This is a genomic window from Thiobacillus sp. 65-1402 (assembly GCF_001897685.1).
Classification (GTDB): domain Bacteria; phylum Pseudomonadota; class Gammaproteobacteria; order Burkholderiales; family Thiobacillaceae; genus Thiobacillus.
Genome location: NZ_MKUG01000206.1, coordinates 1 through 16,529 on the forward strand (window position 1 = coordinate 1; position 16,529 = coordinate 16,529).

21 protein-coding genes are annotated in these 16,529 nt (G+C 62.7%); 4 read left to right on the top strand and 17 right to left on the bottom strand.

Features of this window, described 5'->3' with window-relative positions; translation table 11 throughout:
* The coding region (locus BGO62_RS15335; protein WP_296644108.1) for a glycosyltransferase at positions 1-367 on the top strand (367 nt) is incomplete at its 5' end.
* Between the two features lie 12 nt (positions 368-379).
* Here the strand turns inward: BGO62_RS15335 and BGO62_RS15340 are convergent.
* Positions 380-502 carry a hypothetical protein gene (locus tag BGO62_RS15340; RefSeq protein WP_296644111.1) on the bottom strand — a complete coding sequence of 41 codons (123 nt, stop codon included), beginning with the start codon at positions 500-502 and terminating at the stop codon, positions 380-382.
* 51 nt (positions 503-553) lie between these two features.
* On the opposite strand from BGO62_RS15340, the gene BGO62_RS15345 reads away from it, so the two are divergent.
* Positions 554-1,288: an FkbM family methyltransferase gene (locus tag BGO62_RS15345; protein ID WP_296644113.1), complete on the top strand. Its 735-nt coding sequence runs from the start codon at positions 554-556 to the stop codon at positions 1,286-1,288.
* 4 nt (positions 1,289-1,292) lie between these two features.
* Here BGO62_RS15345 and BGO62_RS15350 read toward each other — a convergent pair whose 3' ends face one another.
* Together BGO62_RS15350 and BGO62_RS15355 are read right to left on the bottom strand one after the other, a co-directional pair.
* Positions 1,293-2,198: a glycosyltransferase gene (locus BGO62_RS15350; RefSeq protein WP_296644116.1), complete on the bottom strand. Its 906-nt coding sequence runs from the start codon at positions 2,196-2,198 to the stop codon at positions 1,293-1,295.
* Positions 2,199-2,405: 207 nt separating this feature from the next.
* Complete coding sequence (locus BGO62_RS15355) at positions 2,406-3,470, bottom strand: glycosyltransferase (protein WP_296644119.1); 1,065 nt, start codon at positions 3,468-3,470, stop codon at positions 2,406-2,408.
* A 213-nt stretch (positions 3,471-3,683) separates the two neighbouring features.
* Between BGO62_RS15355 and BGO62_RS15360 the strand changes: the two genes are divergently transcribed.
* Positions 3,684-4,748, top strand: coding sequence for a glycosyltransferase family 10 (locus BGO62_RS15360; RefSeq protein ID WP_296644122.1), 1,065 nt, complete (start codon positions 3,684-3,686; stop codon positions 4,746-4,748).
* 17 nt (positions 4,749-4,765) lie between these two features.
* On the top strand, positions 4,766-5,698 hold the full coding sequence (locus BGO62_RS15365; RefSeq protein ID WP_296644125.1) for a glycosyltransferase family 9 protein: 933 nt from the start codon (positions 4,766-4,768) through the stop codon (positions 5,696-5,698).
* Here the strand turns inward: BGO62_RS15365 and BGO62_RS15370 are convergent.
* The 14 genes from BGO62_RS15370 to cysS all read right to left on the bottom strand — a co-directional run bounded on the left by BGO62_RS15370 (position 5,680) and on the right by cysS (position 16,372).
* The gene (locus BGO62_RS15370) at positions 5,680-6,087 is read right to left on the bottom strand and encodes a DUF6165 family protein (protein ID WP_296644128.1); all 408 of its coding nucleotides are present in this window, start codon (positions 6,085-6,087) and stop codon (positions 5,680-5,682) included. The two genes, BGO62_RS15365 and BGO62_RS15370, sit on opposite strands and share 19 nt — an antisense overlap.
* Positions 6,088-6,192: 105 nt before the next feature.
* Complete coding sequence (gene hisG / locus BGO62_RS15375) at positions 6,193-6,843, bottom strand: ATP phosphoribosyltransferase (protein ID WP_296644131.1); 651 nt, start codon at positions 6,841-6,843, stop codon at positions 6,193-6,195.
* Positions 6,844-6,857: 14 nt separating this feature from the next.
* Positions 6,858-8,111, bottom strand: coding sequence for a UDP-N-acetylglucosamine 1-carboxyvinyltransferase (gene murA / locus BGO62_RS15380; RefSeq protein ID WP_296644134.1), 1,254 nt, complete (start codon positions 8,109-8,111; stop codon positions 6,858-6,860).
* Positions 8,112-8,348: a BolA/IbaG family iron-sulfur metabolism protein gene (locus BGO62_RS15385; protein WP_296644136.1), complete on the bottom strand. Its 237-nt coding sequence runs from the start codon at positions 8,346-8,348 to the stop codon at positions 8,112-8,114.
* Positions 8,349-8,379: 31 nt separating this feature from the next.
* Positions 8,380-9,135, bottom strand: coding sequence for an ABC transporter permease (locus BGO62_RS15390; protein ID WP_296644139.1), 756 nt, complete (start codon positions 9,133-9,135; stop codon positions 8,380-8,382).
* A complete protein-coding gene (locus BGO62_RS15395; RefSeq protein WP_296644140.1) occupies positions 9,132-10,040 on the bottom strand; it encodes an ABC transporter ATP-binding protein in 909 nt (302 codons plus the stop codon). Before BGO62_RS15395 ends, BGO62_RS15390 begins: the two co-directional genes overlap by 4 nt.
* Positions 10,037-10,315 carry an STAS domain-containing protein gene (locus BGO62_RS15400; RefSeq protein WP_296644145.1) on the bottom strand — a complete coding sequence of 93 codons (279 nt, stop codon included), beginning with the start codon at positions 10,313-10,315 and terminating at the stop codon, positions 10,037-10,039. The genes BGO62_RS15395 and BGO62_RS15400 overlap by 4 nt, the downstream gene beginning before the upstream one ends.
* On the bottom strand, positions 10,312-10,947 hold the full coding sequence (locus tag BGO62_RS15405) for an ABC transporter substrate-binding protein (protein ID WP_296644148.1): 636 nt from the start codon (positions 10,945-10,947) through the stop codon (positions 10,312-10,314). Before BGO62_RS15405 ends, BGO62_RS15400 begins: the two co-directional genes overlap by 4 nt.
* A gap of 68 nt (positions 10,948-11,015) precedes the next feature.
* Positions 11,016-12,377, bottom strand: coding sequence for a TolC family protein (locus tag BGO62_RS15410; RefSeq protein WP_296644150.1), 1,362 nt, complete (start codon positions 12,375-12,377; stop codon positions 11,016-11,018).
* Positions 12,374-12,841, bottom strand: coding sequence for an outer membrane lipid asymmetry maintenance protein MlaD (mlaD, locus tag BGO62_RS15415; protein ID WP_296644152.1), 468 nt, complete (start codon positions 12,839-12,841; stop codon positions 12,374-12,376). Before mlaD ends, BGO62_RS15410 begins: the two co-directional genes overlap by 4 nt.
* A 2-nt stretch (positions 12,842-12,843) precedes the next feature.
* Complete coding sequence (gene mlaE / locus BGO62_RS15420; RefSeq protein ID WP_296644154.1) at positions 12,844-13,632, bottom strand: lipid asymmetry maintenance ABC transporter permease subunit MlaE; 789 nt, start codon at positions 13,630-13,632, stop codon at positions 12,844-12,846.
* 1 nt (position 13,633) lies between these two features.
* Complete coding sequence (locus BGO62_RS15425) at positions 13,634-14,437, bottom strand: ABC transporter ATP-binding protein (RefSeq protein ID WP_296644157.1); 804 nt, start codon at positions 14,435-14,437, stop codon at positions 13,634-13,636.
* A gap of 87 nt (positions 14,438-14,524) precedes the next feature.
* Positions 14,525-14,980: a hypothetical protein gene (locus BGO62_RS15430; protein ID WP_296644161.1), complete on the bottom strand. Its 456-nt coding sequence runs from the start codon at positions 14,978-14,980 to the stop codon at positions 14,525-14,527.
* Positions 14,981-15,004: 24 nt separating this feature from the next.
* On the bottom strand, positions 15,005-16,372 hold the full coding sequence (gene cysS / locus BGO62_RS15435; protein WP_296644165.1) for a cysteine--tRNA ligase: 1,368 nt from the start codon (positions 16,370-16,372) through the stop codon (positions 15,005-15,007).
* Between the last annotated feature and the right edge of the window lie 157 nt (positions 16,373-16,529).

Sequence of the window (16,529 nt, forward strand, 5' to 3'; positions counted from 1 at the left end):
CAGCATGGGGCTGGAAGCCGACATCAGCTTCACCGGCCAGCGCGACGACCTGAAAAACATCCTGGCGATTTCCAGCCTGGTGCTGTCGCTCTCCTCCCAGCCCGAATCGTTTGGCCGCACCACGCTGGAGGCGCTGCGGCTGGGGGTGCCGATGGCAGGCTTCGATCATGGCGGGGTGGGGGAAATCCTACGCACCATCTACCCTGCGGGCCTGCTGCCAATGGACCGCATCGACGAAGCCTGCCAGCGCATTGGCCAGCTGCTGCAGCATCCGGAGCCGGTGCCGAGTGGGGATTTCTTCCCGCTGCGGGAAATGCTTGAGCAGACGCTGGAGCTATATGAACAGCTGGCACGAACGCCGCGTTGATCGCCCTCGCGTTCAGGGCCAGAAACGCTTCACCTGCCGACCTGATAAAATCTCTGCCTTTGCCAGCTCGGCCAATATGAATTCACCTTGCGTCATCGCCCGCTTGGCTGGAGGACTGGGCAACCAGTTGTTCATGTATGCCTTCAATATGCGAAAAGAGCTTAATCACACCCTACCATAGACCCCATGAAACTCAGAAAACTCCTGCGCAAGCCACTCGCCAGCCTGCTCAAACGGTATTACATGGTTATCAATGGCGGTTATTCGATTGGCTCGGCCTACGGTGCACGCTACCTTTTCGATTGGCGTCATAGCTTGGACAAGAAAGTTGCTCTGGAACTGTATGAGTACGAACAGATCACTTATCTGACCGAGTCGCTCGGTCAAATCCAACCGAATTTGTTCATCGACATAGGCTCGCACGCAGCTCTCTATTCGATCATTCTGAAAAACCGTTTCCCCGGTATCGAGGTGCACGCTTTCGAACCGGATCGCACTAACCTTTGTCAGTTGTACGCCAATCTGTTCGTCAACAAATTGACCCACGGCATCAAGGTGCATGAGTTCGGTTTGTCAAACCACTCGGGCAGCATCACATTCGATGCGTCGGAGGCTACCAGCAGCCGAGGGACACGTCGGATATCCGACTCCGGCAACATCGAGATCGAGATCAAACGCCTGGACGATGTGTTGAACACAAACGGCAAAGTGATCGCCATCAAGATCGATGTGGAGGGCCACGAGAATCTGGTTGTGGATGGTGCCCACAATATCCTCAGTTCGAACCAGTGCTTCCTGCAAATTGAATGTGCAGACGTGAAACTGGATCTGCTCAAGCAAAAAATGGACAAGCTGGGCTACCGATGGATCAAGGTGATAGACGGCCATGACCACTATTTCAGCAACATCCCACAACCCTGAGGCATCAGATCTGTCTACCGAAACTCTCGGTCGGCCAGCGATACGGATGTGAAAACGGCAGACCCAACGTCGCCTCGATCATGTATTGCGACACCAGCCTTTCATTGAACTCGCCGTGTGCCAAGTTGTATCCAGTGGCGGCAATCCTTTGACGTTCCCCGTCATGCTCCAGATAGAAGTGCAGCCTGTCGACGAAGTCTTCCGGCCCGTCCACCTCGACGATCGCGTCGTTCCCGTACAACTCGGACAGGCGGAACGGGCGGGTCGTGAAGGTCAGCAGACCATTACCCAGATAAGTCCCGATGCGATCGGAGGAATAAAGATACAGCGCGCCACCCGGCCCCGGCTCCGATCCTGAGTCACGCTGACTGAAATTGAGCCCGATTTTCGCCTCGCCAAGGGCGCGCATGAATGCAGCACCGTACAAGGCGTTACCCTGGTCTTGCCCGTAAAAAGCGCAGCGCGCCGCCGGCAGACGCTCGCGTATCAGCGAATGGGCGCGCCCTCGGAGGTCTTCCGGATCCAGCGATTTGTGGGCATGCCCGGCGAAAAAAACATCATGCGGCTGATCGGTGCGTTCGTGGCAACGGTGAATGTCGATGCTGGAATCCACCGGATTGGGAATGAACGCAACCCGGGAATGCGAGCCTGCCAGTCGGGACAGGATCGGGCCGGCTGTCGTCGCGAAGGTCCAGTCCACGACCTCCGCCTTGCCCCTGGCGTGCTGAACGTTGTGTTCGATGAACAGGGCATCGATGAAATACTGGAAGATCGCCACATTGGGCAGCAGCTTCCGTGCCTCGACCAGGGTTTCCGCCTGGATGATGTCCGCCGAACTCAGCGCGATGACGTCGGGCTGGAAATTGCGGCACACCTCCAGCAGCTTGCGGTTGCAGGCCTTCACGCCCATCCTGCGCGTTCCGAAGATGTTCGAGCAGCGCGCGACGTCGCGGTCGCTGAACCAGAAGACCTCATGGTTGTTGCGGATGAAGCCGTTGTTGATCCGGACCGGGAAAAAGTAATTGCGGGCGCCCAGGTACTTGAGTTGCTGGTGCGAGACGTGAAGGATTCTCATCGACTAATTCCGTATTTGCTTCTCAAGCTTTTTCCATGGCGTTCAGACGCTTGCCCCTGCGAGCGCTTTTTCCAGCTGGCGCCTCACTGCGGCTTCGGAGAAATACTCACGACTCGTCGCCGCGGCTGCCTCGCCGAGCTGGTGCAATCTCGCCCGGTTACCTGCCAATACGGCCACCCTGTCGGCGAGCGCCTGGGCATCGCCAGCAGGTACCCATTCAAGACCGTTGCTATCTCCGGCTAGCAAGGCCTCGGGGTAGGCCGCAGCCGAACGCGTGACCACGACCCTGCCGCTGGCGAGCGACTGGAATACCTTGTTCGGAATGACCCGACCGGCCTTGGGTGTGATGCCGAACACCCCCAAAAGAATATCCGCCCGCTGAATGCGCTCAGGCAGTCTCTCATACGGAAGCCAGTCTTCGAAGCGTACGGCCTCTAGCCCCCGAGCGCGTTCCTCGCACATGCTGCGCAGAGGCCCCTGCCCAAGAAGAACCCACTTAAGCGGCGGCCCCGTATACAGCATCGCGGCCTCGACGACCACCTGCGGCCCCTGGAGCGGGATGAAGCTGCCGTAGAACAGTGCTTCCTGGGGCTCGTCCGATCTTTCCGGCGGAAGCGGCCCGGGCTGGAACTTCGCCTCCTCCGCACCCACGTAGACCACATCGAGCTTCCTGCTTTCCACCCCCAGGACCCGGGCGTAGTAGTCCGCATGGGCAGGCGTGTCGGCAACAATCCGGTCGGCACGCCGAAACAGCGCCTGCTCCCAGGCCAACAGGCGCTTTGCACGCAGGCTGTCCGCACTCAGCTTGCCCCGCTCATCCACCTGTTTGTCATAGGCGGAGATGAGCGGATCGAATATCAATGGAATGCCATATCTCCTGGCCCAGCGGCTTGCTGCCGCCAGGTCTCGCTGTCTGAAACAGGGTACCCAGACCAGATCGGCCTTGGGTAGCCAACGCAGCCGCGCCTCCCAGTCGCCCATGCTGCTGAACGTTGGATGGAAGTCCCTGACCTGCCAGCCCAACTCGGCGAATAGCTTGCGCAGAATACGGTTGCGGGAATAGCCGGCGTCGAAACGCCCCCACCAGATGACGCTGGGCACGCTCATTTCTCCTGCCCGCCAATCAGATCGAGCATAGCTTGTTCTCCATATATCTGGCATGTCTCCCGACCCGCATTCCGGCAGGAAAAATTCGTTGGCGGACGGGGCGTGTTCATTTTACGCGTCAACCCCTATACCATCTGCAGTTTATGCAACAGCACGGCTCCTCAAACGCTCCATGAACGCCCCAACCCCAAGCCGCGACAAAGACAGCAGCACATGACCCTGGCATTGTCGCGCCCGATACGCGTCAAGTTTCTGAGCCGGCTCGACCCGCGTGAGTGGCTACGCTACTTCCCTCACGAAGACGGCCGGTGGGGGGATTGCGAATTCCTGTTCGACCGTGCCATCCGCGACTATGACTGGCTGGTCGTGTACGACGATGTTCCGCCGGCCGCGGGACAATCGCGCAGCGCGGCTCGCGAGGAATTGGCCTGTCCACACGCGCACACGCTTCTGGTCACGACCGAGCCTGCATCGATCAAGGCGTATGGCCGCGGATTCGCCGCCCAGTTCGGCCATGTTCTCACCAGTCAGCCGCCCTGGGCCCTGCCACATCCCAACCGGCACTATCAGCAGGCGGCAAACCACTGGTTTTTCGGCAGCGCAAAGGACAGCTGGATGCGCCGCGCCGACCTTGTTCGGGGGCCTTCCGCCCGCGACAAAACGCAGGGGATTTCCGTCGTCTACTCGCCGAAGCGCCAATGGCACACGCTGCACGCACAGCGCTTCAATTTCATCGAAGCCATGCGCAAGCTGCTGCCGGAAATGTCCGTATTCGGTCGCGGCGCCATCCCGATGGACGACAAGGCGGACGCGCTCGCTCCCTTTCGCTACCATCTCGTCGTCGAAAATCACATCGGCCCGCATCACATTACCGAGAAGCTTTCCGACGCCTTTCTTGGGCGATGCCTGCCGTTTTACGCCGGGGCGCCGAATGCTGCGGATTACTTTCCCGCCGGGAGCTTCGTTCCCATCGATATCCGCGATCCGGCCGGTGCGGCAGACCGCATCCGCAACGCCATGCGCGAAGACGCGTGGACAGAACGGCTGCCTGAAATCGAAGAAGCCCGCCGCCGCGTCCTGGAGGAGCAACATATCTTCGCGGTGACCTGCCGGATCATTTCAGAGCGCCATTCGGGCACGGCTTTCCCGGCGACGCAGGGCGGATCGATCCTTGGCCGCCATGCCTGGCGAAAGCGCCACAAGATAGGCAGCATTGCACACCTGCTGGAAAAACTGTACGTTCGCAGCCGCTCGCTTCTCGGAAAGCGGGCTGCCTGATTCCGGAGCCCACCGACATGAGCCGCGCTGCCGAAAAAATCCTCGTCATCAAGCTGGGGGCGTTTGGCGACGTCGTCCAGGCCGATGGTGCCTTGCGCGACATCCGGGCGTTTCATCCCGGTGCAGAAATCGTCCTGCTGACGACACCACCGTTTCGCAAGCTGATGGACCGGTGTCCGCATGTCGATCGGGTGCTGACGGATTCCCGCGCGCCACGCTGGAAAATCGGTGCGTGGATCCGTCTTGCAAGCATGCTGCGGAACGAGCGCTTCACCAGGGCATACGACCTGCAGAGACAGGGCCGCACCGAGCTTTATCACAAGCTGTTCCTGCGCAATGTCGCATGGAGCGGCAAGCAGAAGGACGAACAGCCGAAATCAGGGCTCGACGGCCTGGCTTTCCAGTTGAAGAACGCGGGCGTTCCGACTCATCACTGCCTGAAGCCGGACGTGTCGTGGATGGCTGACGACATGGCCGACTTCCTCCACAAAGAAGGGGTTCGCAAACCCTATGTCGCCCTCATCCCGGGCTGCTCCGCACGGCATCCGCACAAACGCTGGCCCTACTATGGCGAACTGGCTGGAGCATTGATCGAACGGGGGTATGACGTCGTCACCGCACCGGGGCCTGACGAAATCGAATTGGCCAAGCGCATCCCCGGCCACACGCTGCTGGGACCCAACGGGTATCTTGACTGGTTCGAGCTCGCCGGTGTGCTGAAGGACGCCTGCTACATCGTGGGCAACGACACCGGTCCGAGCCACGTCGCCTCATGCCTGGGCAAACCCGGCCTGGCGCTTTTTGGGCCGCACACCTCGGCATCGCGCACCGGGATCCGCCGGGGGGAATTCGACGCCATCGAGGTTGCCGATCTTGCCGGGCTGTCCGCCAAAACCGTACTCGATGCGATCACCCCCAGGCTGCCGGCTGTTCAGGAAAATTCCGTGTAGGACTTTTCCTCGATGATGCTGGAGCCGCAAAGCGCGTTGATCGATTTCTTGATCGCAGCGCGCTTGTCATTCTGGATGTATACGGAGCGGGCCAGTTCGATGAATTTCGGCCCAAAATCACGCGCGGCCTCGCAGGCGCGGATATCATCCTCGATCACCCATAACGCCTCGTTGACCTGGCGCAGCGCGTCTTCCAGCCGGTCAAGCTCGTCGGACTGACCGAGGTTCTCCGCGCGGGCGCGGCTCAGCACCTCCAGTTCATGGCTCACGTTTCTGAGCTTGGCTGCATCCGTCATGCGATCGGCCTTGATCTTCAGGATGGTGATCTTGTCGATCAGTTCGCCCGCCCCCACCTCGATCATCAGCGAGCCTTTTGCCGTAAACACCATTCTGTTTCCTTTCAGATTTCCGGATTGAGGCAGCGGCAAGTCAACCTCCCGCAACGCTGCAACCGCCTCCTTGAAAGGCGTTCGGTCGCAGCCGGCACGAAGGGATTAGTGCCTGATTGCCGCAGCAAACGCGTCGATCACCGGCTGGATCAGATTGCGCTTGAGCTTCAACGCCGCCTGGTTCACGACCAGGCGCGAGCTGACCTCGCTGATGTGCTCGACCGCCACCAAGCCGTTGGCCTTGAGCGTGCCGCCGGTGGAGACGAGGTCGACGATGACGTCGGACAGGCCGACCAGCGGGGCCAGTTCCATCGAGCCGTACAGCTTGATCAGGTCGATATGCACGCCCTTGGACGCGAAGTGGTCGCGTGCGGCCTTGACGTACTTGGTGGCGACGCGGATGCGCGCGCCCTGCTTCACCTTCCCCGCGTAGTCGTAGCCCTCGCGCACCGCAACCATCATGCGGCACTTGGCGATCTGCAGGTCGAGCGGCTGATACAGGCCGTTGCCGCCATGCTCGTTAAGCACGTCCTTGCCGGCGATGCCGAGGTCGGCGGCGCCGTATTGCACGTAGGTCGGGACATCGCTGGCACGCACGATGATGAGGCGCACGTCGTCACGGTTGGTGCCAATGATGAGCTTGCGCGAGGATTCGGGATTCTCGGCCGGAGTGATGCCCGCCGCCGCCAGCAGCGGCAGGGTCTCCTCGAAGATGCGCCCCTTGGAGAGGGCCAGCGTGATGCCTGGGTTGCTCATGGTCAATGTCTGTTTCAGTGCACGCGCTTGATGCGCGCGCCCAGCTGGGTGAGCTTTTCCTCGATGCGTTCGTAACCGCGATCGAGATGGTAGATGCGCTCGATGGTGGTTTCGCCCGCCGCCACGAGGCCCGCCAGCACGAGGCAAGCGGAGGCGCGCAGGTCGGTCGCCATCACGGTGGCGCCGTCGAGCCGCGGCACGCCACGCACCAGGGCGGTGTGGCCGGACACCTCGATGTTGGCGCCGAGGCGGCGCAGTTCCTGCACGTGCATGAAACGGTTCTCGAAAATGGTTTCGGTGACGCTGGCCGCGCCCTCGGCGATGGTGTTCATCGCCATGAACTGCGCCTGCATGTCGGTGGGAAACGCCGGGTGCGGCGCGGTGCGCACGTCGACCGATTTCAGTTTGCCGTCGGATTCGACTTCGATCCAGTCATCACCGGCGCTGACCTTGACGCCCGCCTCGCGCAGCTTGGCGATCACCGCTTCCAGCGTATCGGGCTGGGTGTGGGTGGTGCGCACGCGCCCGCCGGTCATGGCGGCGGCGACGAGGAAGGTGCCGGTCTCGATACGGTCGGCCATCACGGAATAGTCCGCGCCATGCAGCGCGTCGACGCCCTGGATGGTGATGACGTCGCTGCCGGCGCCTTCGATTTTGGCGCCCATGGCGATCAGGCAGCGCGCCAGGTCGACCACCTCGGGTTCGCGCGCGGCGTTTTCCAGCACGGTGGTGCCGTCGGCCAGCGCGGCCGCCATCATCAGGTTTTCGGTGCCGGTCACGGTGACCACGTCCATCACGATGCGCGCGCCCTTGAGGCGCTTGCAGCGCGCGTGGATGTAGCCGTGCTCGATCTGGATGTCGGCGCCCATCGCCTGCAGGCCCTTGATGTGCAGGTCGACCGGGCGCGAGCCGATGGCGCAGCCGCCGGGCAGGGACACGCGCGCCTCGCCGAAGCGCGCCAGCGTCGGCCCCAGCACCAGGATCGCGGCGCGCATGGTCTTCACCATTTCGTAGGGCGCTTCCTTGTGCGGGATGGATTCGCCGCACAGAGTGACGCGGTTGCGCTCGTCCAGCGTGACGCGCACGCCCATGTGGCCGAGCAGCGCCAGCATGGTGCTGATGTCCTTGAGGTGCGGGACGTTGCCGAGGCGCAGCGGTTCCGCGGTGAGCAGGCTGGCGGTGAGGATCGGCAGCGCGGCATTCTTGGCGCCGGAAATGCGTACCTCACCGGCAAGCGGGCTGCCGCCGTGGATCAGCAGCGCGTCCATTCAGCGTGCGGCCCAGTCTTCGGGGGTGTAGGTCTTCATCGACAGCGCGTGGATCTGCGCGTGCATGCGCGTGCCGAGCGCATCGTAGACCAGCCGATGCTGCTGGATCATGTTCTTGCCGGTGAAGGCGGGGCTGACGATCACCGCCTGGAAATGCTGGCCGTCGCCATCCAGTTCGATGTGGTCGCACGGCAGTTTTTCGGTGATCCAGCCTTTGATGTCGTCGGGGGTGACCATGCTTGTTTTGCCTCGCGAGTCTTGCTCAATCTTAGTGTCTGAGTTTGTAGCCGCTTTTCAGCAGCATCAGAGTGAGGGCGGATATTGCCACAAAGCAGGCACCGACGACCAGCAGACCGAGCCAGGGATCGGTGTCGGATTGGCCGACGAAAGCGTAGCGGAAGCCGTCGATCAGGTAAAACACCGGGTTGACGCGCGACACCGTCTGCCAGAAAGGCGGCAGCGAGTGGATCGAATAGAACACGCCGGACAGGAAGGTGAGCGGCAGGATCAGGAAATTCTGGAACGCCGCCAACTGGTCGTATTTCTCCGCCCAGATACCCGCCATGATGCCGACCGCACCGAGAATGGCACAGGCCAGCAGCGCATACGCCAGCATCCAGAACGGGTGCGGCATCTGGAACGGGGCATACCACAGGGTCACCGCCCACACGCCGAGACCGACGATCAGCCCACGGATCACCGCCGCACCCAGGTAGGCGAGGAAGAACTCCAGGTACGACAGCGGCGGCAGCAGCACGAACACGATGTTGCCGGTCATCTTCGACTGGATGAGGCTGGACGAACTGTTGGAAAACGCGTTCTGCAGCATGCTCATCATCACCAGCCCCGGCACCAGGAAGCTGGTGTAGGAGACGCCGGGATAGACCTCGACATGCGCTTCCAGCACGTGCGAGAAGATCAGCAGGTACAGCAGCGCCGTCACCACCGGGGCAACCACGGTCTGCACCGCCACTTTCCAGAAGCGCAGCAGTTCCTTGTAGAAGAGCGCTGACAGTCCGCTCATGTGCGCTTCATGATGTCGGTAAAGACATCCTCCAGGTCGGGCTCCTGCAGATGCATTTCGAGCACGCGCACACCGGCGCCGCGCAGGTCGGCAAGCAGGGTTTCCAGTTCGGCATAGTCGCCGAAATTGACGCGCCAGCAGCCGTCGGCGTCGCGTTGCAGGCGGCCTTGCCAGGCGGCCGGCACGGTTTCGGCGTCGAGCCGCAGCTGCGCACAATGCTCGTTGGTCAGCTGCAGCAGGTTGCGCGTGGCGTCGAGCGCCACGATGCGACCGCTCTTCAGCATGGCGATGCGGCCGCACAGCGCCTCGGCCTCTTCCAGGTAGTGCGTGGTCAGCAGGATGGTGTGCCCCTCGCGGTTCAAGCGGCTGATGAACTCCCACAGCGAGCGGCGCAGGTCGACGTCGACCCCGGCGGTGGGCTCGTCGAGCACGATGACCGGCGGCTTGTGCACCAGCGCCTGCGCCACCAGCAGACGGCGCTTCATGCCGCCCGACAGGCTCTGCGTGTTCTTGTCGGCGTGCCGGGTGAGATCGAGATGATGCATGATCTCGTCGATCCAGCCGTCGTTGTGCCTGAGGCCGAAGTAGCCGGACTGGATGCGCAGGGTTTCGCGCACGTTGAAGAAGGGATCGTAGACCAGTTCCTGCGGCACCACGCCAAGGGCGCGGCGTGCCTGCCGATAGTCGCGCACGACGTCGTGGCCCATGACGGCGGCACGGCCGGAATCCGCCCGGGCAAGCCCGGCCAGAATCGAGATCAGTGTGGTCTTGCCCGCTCCGTTGGGCCCCAGCAGACCGAAAAACTCACCCTGCTGGATATCGAGCGAAACCCCATCGAGCGCCTGGGTAGTGCGGAAGCGCTTGCGCAGTTCGCTGACACGGATCGCGGGGTTTGCCTGGCTCATGCGGGCAACAGCTCGGCCACCCCATACAGTTCGGCCAGGGTAATAAAGCTGGCGGGCAGGCCGGCACAGCTCAGCGAGCGGCCTGCCTGCCGGGCCTGGCGCATGGCGCTGAAGATGAGCGCAAGAGCGGCCGAATCGGCAGTCTCGACCCCGCTGAAATCCAGCGTATCGACCTGCTGCGCGAGGTGCGGCCGCAATTCGCGCAGCAGGCTGCCGACGCTGTCGACGGTCACCGCGCCGGCGATACGACAGCGCGTGCCCTCGCATACAATCATAAGCCGGGGCGCGGCGCCGGTTTGGACGTCCCGCGTTCGGACTGGGCAGCCAGGGTCTTGATCAGACCGTCGATTCCGTTCTGCCGGATGGTGCTGGAAAAGGACGCGCGATAATTGGTCACCAGGCTGACGCCGTCGATCGCCACATCGTAGACCTTCCAGCCGAAGGCGGTTTTGTACATGCTGTAGTCGATCGGAATGGGCTGCCCGCCCGGCTGGCGAATTTCGGAACGCACGGTCACGTCGGTTTCGTCCGGCTTCATCGCCAGCGGCTTGAACTCGACCGTCTGGTTGGTGAACGCAGTAAGCGAACTGGAATAGGTGCGCACCAGCAGGTTGCGGAACTCGGTCACCAGTTCCTGCTTCTGCTTGGCGGTGGCACGCGGCCAGTGCTTGCCAACGGCCAGCTGGGTCATGCGGTTGAAATCGAAGTTGGGGAGGATCTTGGCTTCGACCAGTTGATACACCCTGCTCTGGTTGCCGCTCTGGATATCCTTGTCCTGCTTCAGGATCGCGAGGACTTCCTGCGTGGTGGTGCGTGCCAGCACATCGGGCGGCATGTCGGCTGCCAACGCCGGTCCGGTGTTGAGTCCCAGCATCAGTGCCAGCAGCGAAAAGAATGTGCGCAACATGTTGTAGGTATTCCTGTTCGAGAAAATCGGAGTTGTATGAACCGGGTCAAGAAGTAGACGCCCGCTACTTACTTGAGTTCACCCGTCAGGCGCGCCAGTTGCGCCACGTTCATGTTGTAGTCGTTGACCGTGCGCAAATATTCGGTCTGCGTCAGGACGTAATTCTTGAGCGCATTGGCCACTTTGTCGGCGCTTTCGATCCCAGCCGCAAAATCGGCCAGCGACGCCACCATCCAGCGCCGCGCTGCCGCCGCGCCTTCGCCCAGATCGCGCTGCGCATTGTAGTTGGCCTCGGCATTGGCATAGGCCTCGCCCACTTCGAACGGAATGCCTGCCACGGCAAACGCCTTCTTGTGGTTGAGCGCTTCCAGCTCGGCCTGCGCCTGATTGACGCGGGCGCTGGCAGCGCCGAACACGGTGTCCCATTTCACGCCCACCACCGGGGTCAGGCCGCCGCCATTGAAGGGGTCGTAGAGATAGGGATTGTCCAGCCGCTCGCGCTGCGAAGCGTAGTTGAACTGCCCGATCACGCCGGCATACACGTCCGGCATGCGATCGGCTTTTTTGGCGGCCACCAGGGCGCGACGGGCGCGCAGGCCGGCTTCGAGCTGCTGCATTTCGGGACGTTCCTGCAAGGCGCGCGACTGGAACTCGGCCAGATCGACGCGCGGGAAGGCAACCGGCTCGATACGTTCGTCGGCCACCTTCAGGTCGGCCTTCAACCCGGCACCGGTCAGCACCTTGAGGCCGTCGAGGCTGATTTTCTCGATGGCGCGCGACTGGTACACATACTTGGCCAGCAAGCCCTTGGCCGCTTGCAGCGCATACAGGTCGGACTGCTTGGCCTCGCCGGTTTCCTCCTTGAGATCACGCTCGACCGAGGTGATGGCCCGATCCAGCCGGCCCTGCATGTCTTCCAGGAAAACCCGGATATCGCGCGCGGTCAGATAGCCGAAATAGGCACGCTTGGTGTCGTAGACCGTGTCGCCGCGCGTTTGCTTGAGTTCGCCGCGCTTGAGATCGATGTTGCCGCGCGCGGCCTCGCCGTAATGCTCGATCTTGCCGAAGGTATAGAGCGGCTTGATCAGCGCGAAATCCAGATGCGTCCAGTCGGAAATGCCTTCGATCCTGTCGCCGTCGGTACGCGGGTTGGTTCCGTTAAAAGCCCCGCCCTGGTAGAAGCCGCCCTCGGCTTCCGGCGCCAGTCCGATGAAGGCGTTGGCGCTGACCCGCCAGCCGGCGTTGCCCTGTACTTCCTGCAGCATGCCGCGCGCGGCTTCGACCACCTGTTCGCGCTCCTTGATGCGGGGGTCGGCCGCCAGGCTCATTTCCACCGCCTGCTGCAGGTTGATGGTGTCCGCCTGTCCTGGCAGGGCGGCCAGCAACAGGCCGGCCGCCAGCAGGGTACGGGTGAGTGCGTTGATCTTCATTGTGGCGCTCCTTCTTGAGCCTTACCGTATATAAAATGGCCGATCAGATTTTCCAGCACCACGGCGTCCTGCGTGATGAGAATCCGGTCCTTGTCCTTTAGCTTCACGCTGTCGCCGCCGGCCTCCAGGCCGATGTATTGCTCGCCCAGCAGACCCGAGGTCATGATGGCGGCAGTGGTGTCCTTGGGGAAAGCATAGCGCTTGTCCAGACGAAGGGTAACGGCCGCTTCGTAGGTTTCATTGTCGAAACGAATATCCGCCACCCGGCCCACCACCACCCCGGCGCTCTTGACCGGTGCGCGCGGCTTGAGTCCGCCGATGTTCTCGAAGCGGGCGACGACTTCGTAACTGTCCGACGTGTTTACGGCGCTCATGCTGCCTACCTTGAGCGCCAGGAACAGCAGCGCGGCGATGCCCGCGATGACGAATAATCCCACCCAGAGATCGAGTACGGTCTTGTTCATTGTCAGTTGATTCCCCGGAACATGAATGCGGTCAAAACGAAATCCAGCGCCAGCACGGCCAGGCTGGAAGTCACCACGGTACGCGTGGTGGCGCCCGACACGCCTTCGGCGGTCGGCGGCGCGTCATAGCCCTCGAACAGCGCGATGGTGGTGATGGCGACGCCGAACACCACGCTCTTGATGACGCCGTTGAGGATGTCCTGCTCGAAATCGACTGCGCTTTGCATCTGCGACCAGAACGAACCTTCGTCCACTCCGATCAGCTGCACGCCGACCAGATAGCCGCCGAAAATCCCCATCGCGGAGAACAGTGCCGCCAGCAGCGGCATCGAAATCACCCCCGCCCAGAAGCGCGGCGCCACCACGCGGGCGATCGGGTCGACCGCCATCATTTCCATCGCCGACAGCTGCTCGGTCGCCTTCATCAGGCCGATCTCCGCGGTGATGGCCGATCCGGCGCGGCTGGCGAACAGCAAGGCGGCCACCACCGGCCCCAATTCGCGCACCAGCGAGAGCGCCACCAGAACGCCCAGCGCCTCCTCCGAGCCGTAGGTCTGCAGCGTTTCGTAGCCCTGCAGGCCGAGCACCATGCCGACGAACAGTCCCGACACCAGGATGATGATGAGCGAGAGCACGCCGGTGAAGTACATCTCGCGGACGGTCAAGCCGAAGCGGCGGAATGCGGTGCCCGAGTGCAGCAGCATCGCCAGGAAGAAGCGGGCCGCGAAGCCGATGCGCCAGACGCCCTGTATCGTGCGATTGCCCAGGTTTTCGATCGATCGTTTGAGCACTTTATCCTCCCAGCCGCAAGTCGACGGCATAGGACGGCGCCGGATAATGGAACGGTACCGGGCCGTCGGCTTCGCCGTGCACGAACTGGTGCACAAATGGAAGATCGGAAGCGCGGATATCGTCCGCCGAACCCTCGGCAACGATCACGCCTTCCGAGACGAAATAAACGTAATCGACGATTTTCAGCGACTCCTGCACGTCGTGGGTCACCACCAGCGAGGTCAGTCCCAGCGTATCGGTCAGGCGGCGGATCAGGTTGCCGGTCACGCCGAGCGAAATGGGGTCGAGCCCGGCAAACGGTTCATCGTACATCACCAGCATGGGCTCCAGCGCAATCGCGCGCGCCAGCGCCACCCGCCGCGCCATCCCGCCCGACAGTTCGGCCGGCATCAACTGCGCGGCGCCGCGCAGGCCGACGGCATGCAGCTTCATCAATACCAGGTCGCGGATGGCGTCTTCCGGCAGGTCGGTGTGCTCGCGCAGCTGGAACGCCACATTGTCGAACACCGACATGTCGGTGAACAGCGCGCCGAACTGGAACAGCATGCCCATCTTGCGGCGCAGACGGTACAGGCTGGCCGGATCGAGTTCACCCACCGACTCGCCGGCTACGCGCACCGTCCCCTGGCCGGGCTTGACCTGCCCGCCAATCAGGCGCAAAAGCGTTGTTTTGCCGCAACCGCTGCTGCCCATGATGGCGATGACCTGCCCCCGTTTGGCGGTCAGATTGATCCCCTTCAGAACCTGCCGGGCACCGTAACCAAATGCGACGTCTTCGATTTCGACCAGATTGTCGTGTTGCAAGAAAGCGAGCCTGTATTTTCATTCGGGCTGCCATTTTACCGAAGAGCAGCCGTCCCACGGCCATGATGCAGACGCTTTGCCGCTTATTCAGTAGCCCATCACCTGCCTCAGGGTGTTGGCCTGTTGCAGCAAACCGAGATCGCCGCTGCGGCTGAACACAAACAGGGGCTCGCCGGTCGCCGCCTGCTGCGCGATGCGTTGCGCCAGCAGGCGCAGGTCCGGCGTCTCGTCCAGCCACCAGACATGGCGCGCCTCCCAGGCCTGCGTGGCCAGCAACACCCGTTCCTGGGCGGGTTGGGCCGGTGTCGCATCTGCCGGCTCCAGCACGAAACAAAACGCCGCGCGGGTATCGTTCAGCCATTGCTCCCAGCTTGTTTCGGAGGCCGTCTGCCAGACGGATGCCGGCAGATAAACCGCCTGGAATTGCGTGTTGTAATAAGACAACATCCAGTCATCCGGCAGGCCGTCCGGATAGAACTCGTTGCGCCATGCGGGATGCTGCCAGCCCACGGCACCGACCAGGACAAGGGGGAGAGACGTCATGCTGAAGGCAGTGCGTCCGGCGCTTCAGGCACGCCGCCAGGTGGTGCCGCCCGGCCCGTCTTCCAACACGATACCGGCTGCCGCCAGGGTATCGCGGACGCGGTCGGATTCGGCAAAATCTTTCGCCTTGCGCGCCGCCTGCCGCGCAGCGATCAGGGCTTCGATCTCCGCCTCGCCGATGCCGTCGCCGGCCGCCCTCGCCTGCAGGAAATCCGCCGCGTCGCGCTGCAGCAGCCCCAGCACCCCGCCCAGGCGGCGCAGCGTCTGCGCCGCGGCGGCATCGCCGCGATTCGCCTCGCTCGCCAGCTCGAACAGCACCGCCAGCGCCTCGGGGGTATTGAAGTCGTCGTCCATCGCCGCCCGGAAGCGCAGCGCCGCGGGCTGGCTCCAGTCGGGCGCGGCCGCCTCCGGCGGCGCGTTTTTCAGCGCGGTATACAGGCGCGTCAGCGCACCCCTGGCGTCGTCGAGGTGGGCATCCGAATAATTCAGCGGGCTGCGGTAATGCGCGCGCAGGATGAAAAAGCGCACCACTTCGGCGTCGTACTTTTCCAGCACCTCGCGGATGGTGAAGAAATTGCCCAGCGATTTGGACATCTTTTCGTTGTCCACCCGCACGAAGCCGTTGTGCATCCAGTAGTTCACGAAGGTGCAGCCGTTCGCCCCTTCCGACTGGGCGATTTCGTTTTCATGATGCGGGAATTGCAAATCCTGGCCGCCGCCGTGGATGTCGAAATGGCGGCCGAGCAGGTCGGCGCTCATCGCCGAGCATTCGATGTGCCACCCCGGACGCCCCGGCCCCCACGGCGAGTCCCACGCCGGCTCGCCCGGCTTGGCGGCTTTCCACAGCACGAAATCCATCGGGTCGCGCTTGTTGGGGTCGACCTCCACGCGTTCGCCCGCACGCAGCTCGTCGAGGCTCTTGCCGGACAGGCGGCCGTAAGCGGGGAAGGCACGCACGCTGTAATAAACGTCGCCATTGGGCGCCGGATAGGCCAGGCCGCCGCGGATCAATTGTTCGATCAGCGCCAGCATCTGCGCCACGTAGGCGGTGGCGCGCGGCTCATGGTCGGGCGGCAGCACGCCGAGCGCGCGTTCGTCCTCGTGCATCGCGGCGATGAAGCGCGCGGTCAACGCGGCGGGCGTTTCATTGTTTTCCTGCGCGCGCTTGATGATCTTGTCGTCGATGTCGGTGATGTTCCGCACGTACTCGACCCGATAGCCGCTGGCGCGCAGCCAGCGCGTCGCCATGTCGAACACCACGAATACCCGTGCGTGTCCGAGGTGGCACAGATCGTAGACGGTCATGCCGCAGACGTACATGCGGACTACGCCCGGGGTGAGCGGGACAAATTCTTCCTTGGTGCGCGTAAGGGAATTGGTGATATGCAACATGATGCGAACGGCTACGAACGGAATGGTGACATGCGGGATTCAAGCGGCACGCCGACTGTCTCAGCCGGGACGATGTTGTTAGAATGCCCGCTTGACCAAGATGATCCGAGCATATCACATGGCCCTGCCACGTTTACTTGCCGCCGTTGCCGCCTGC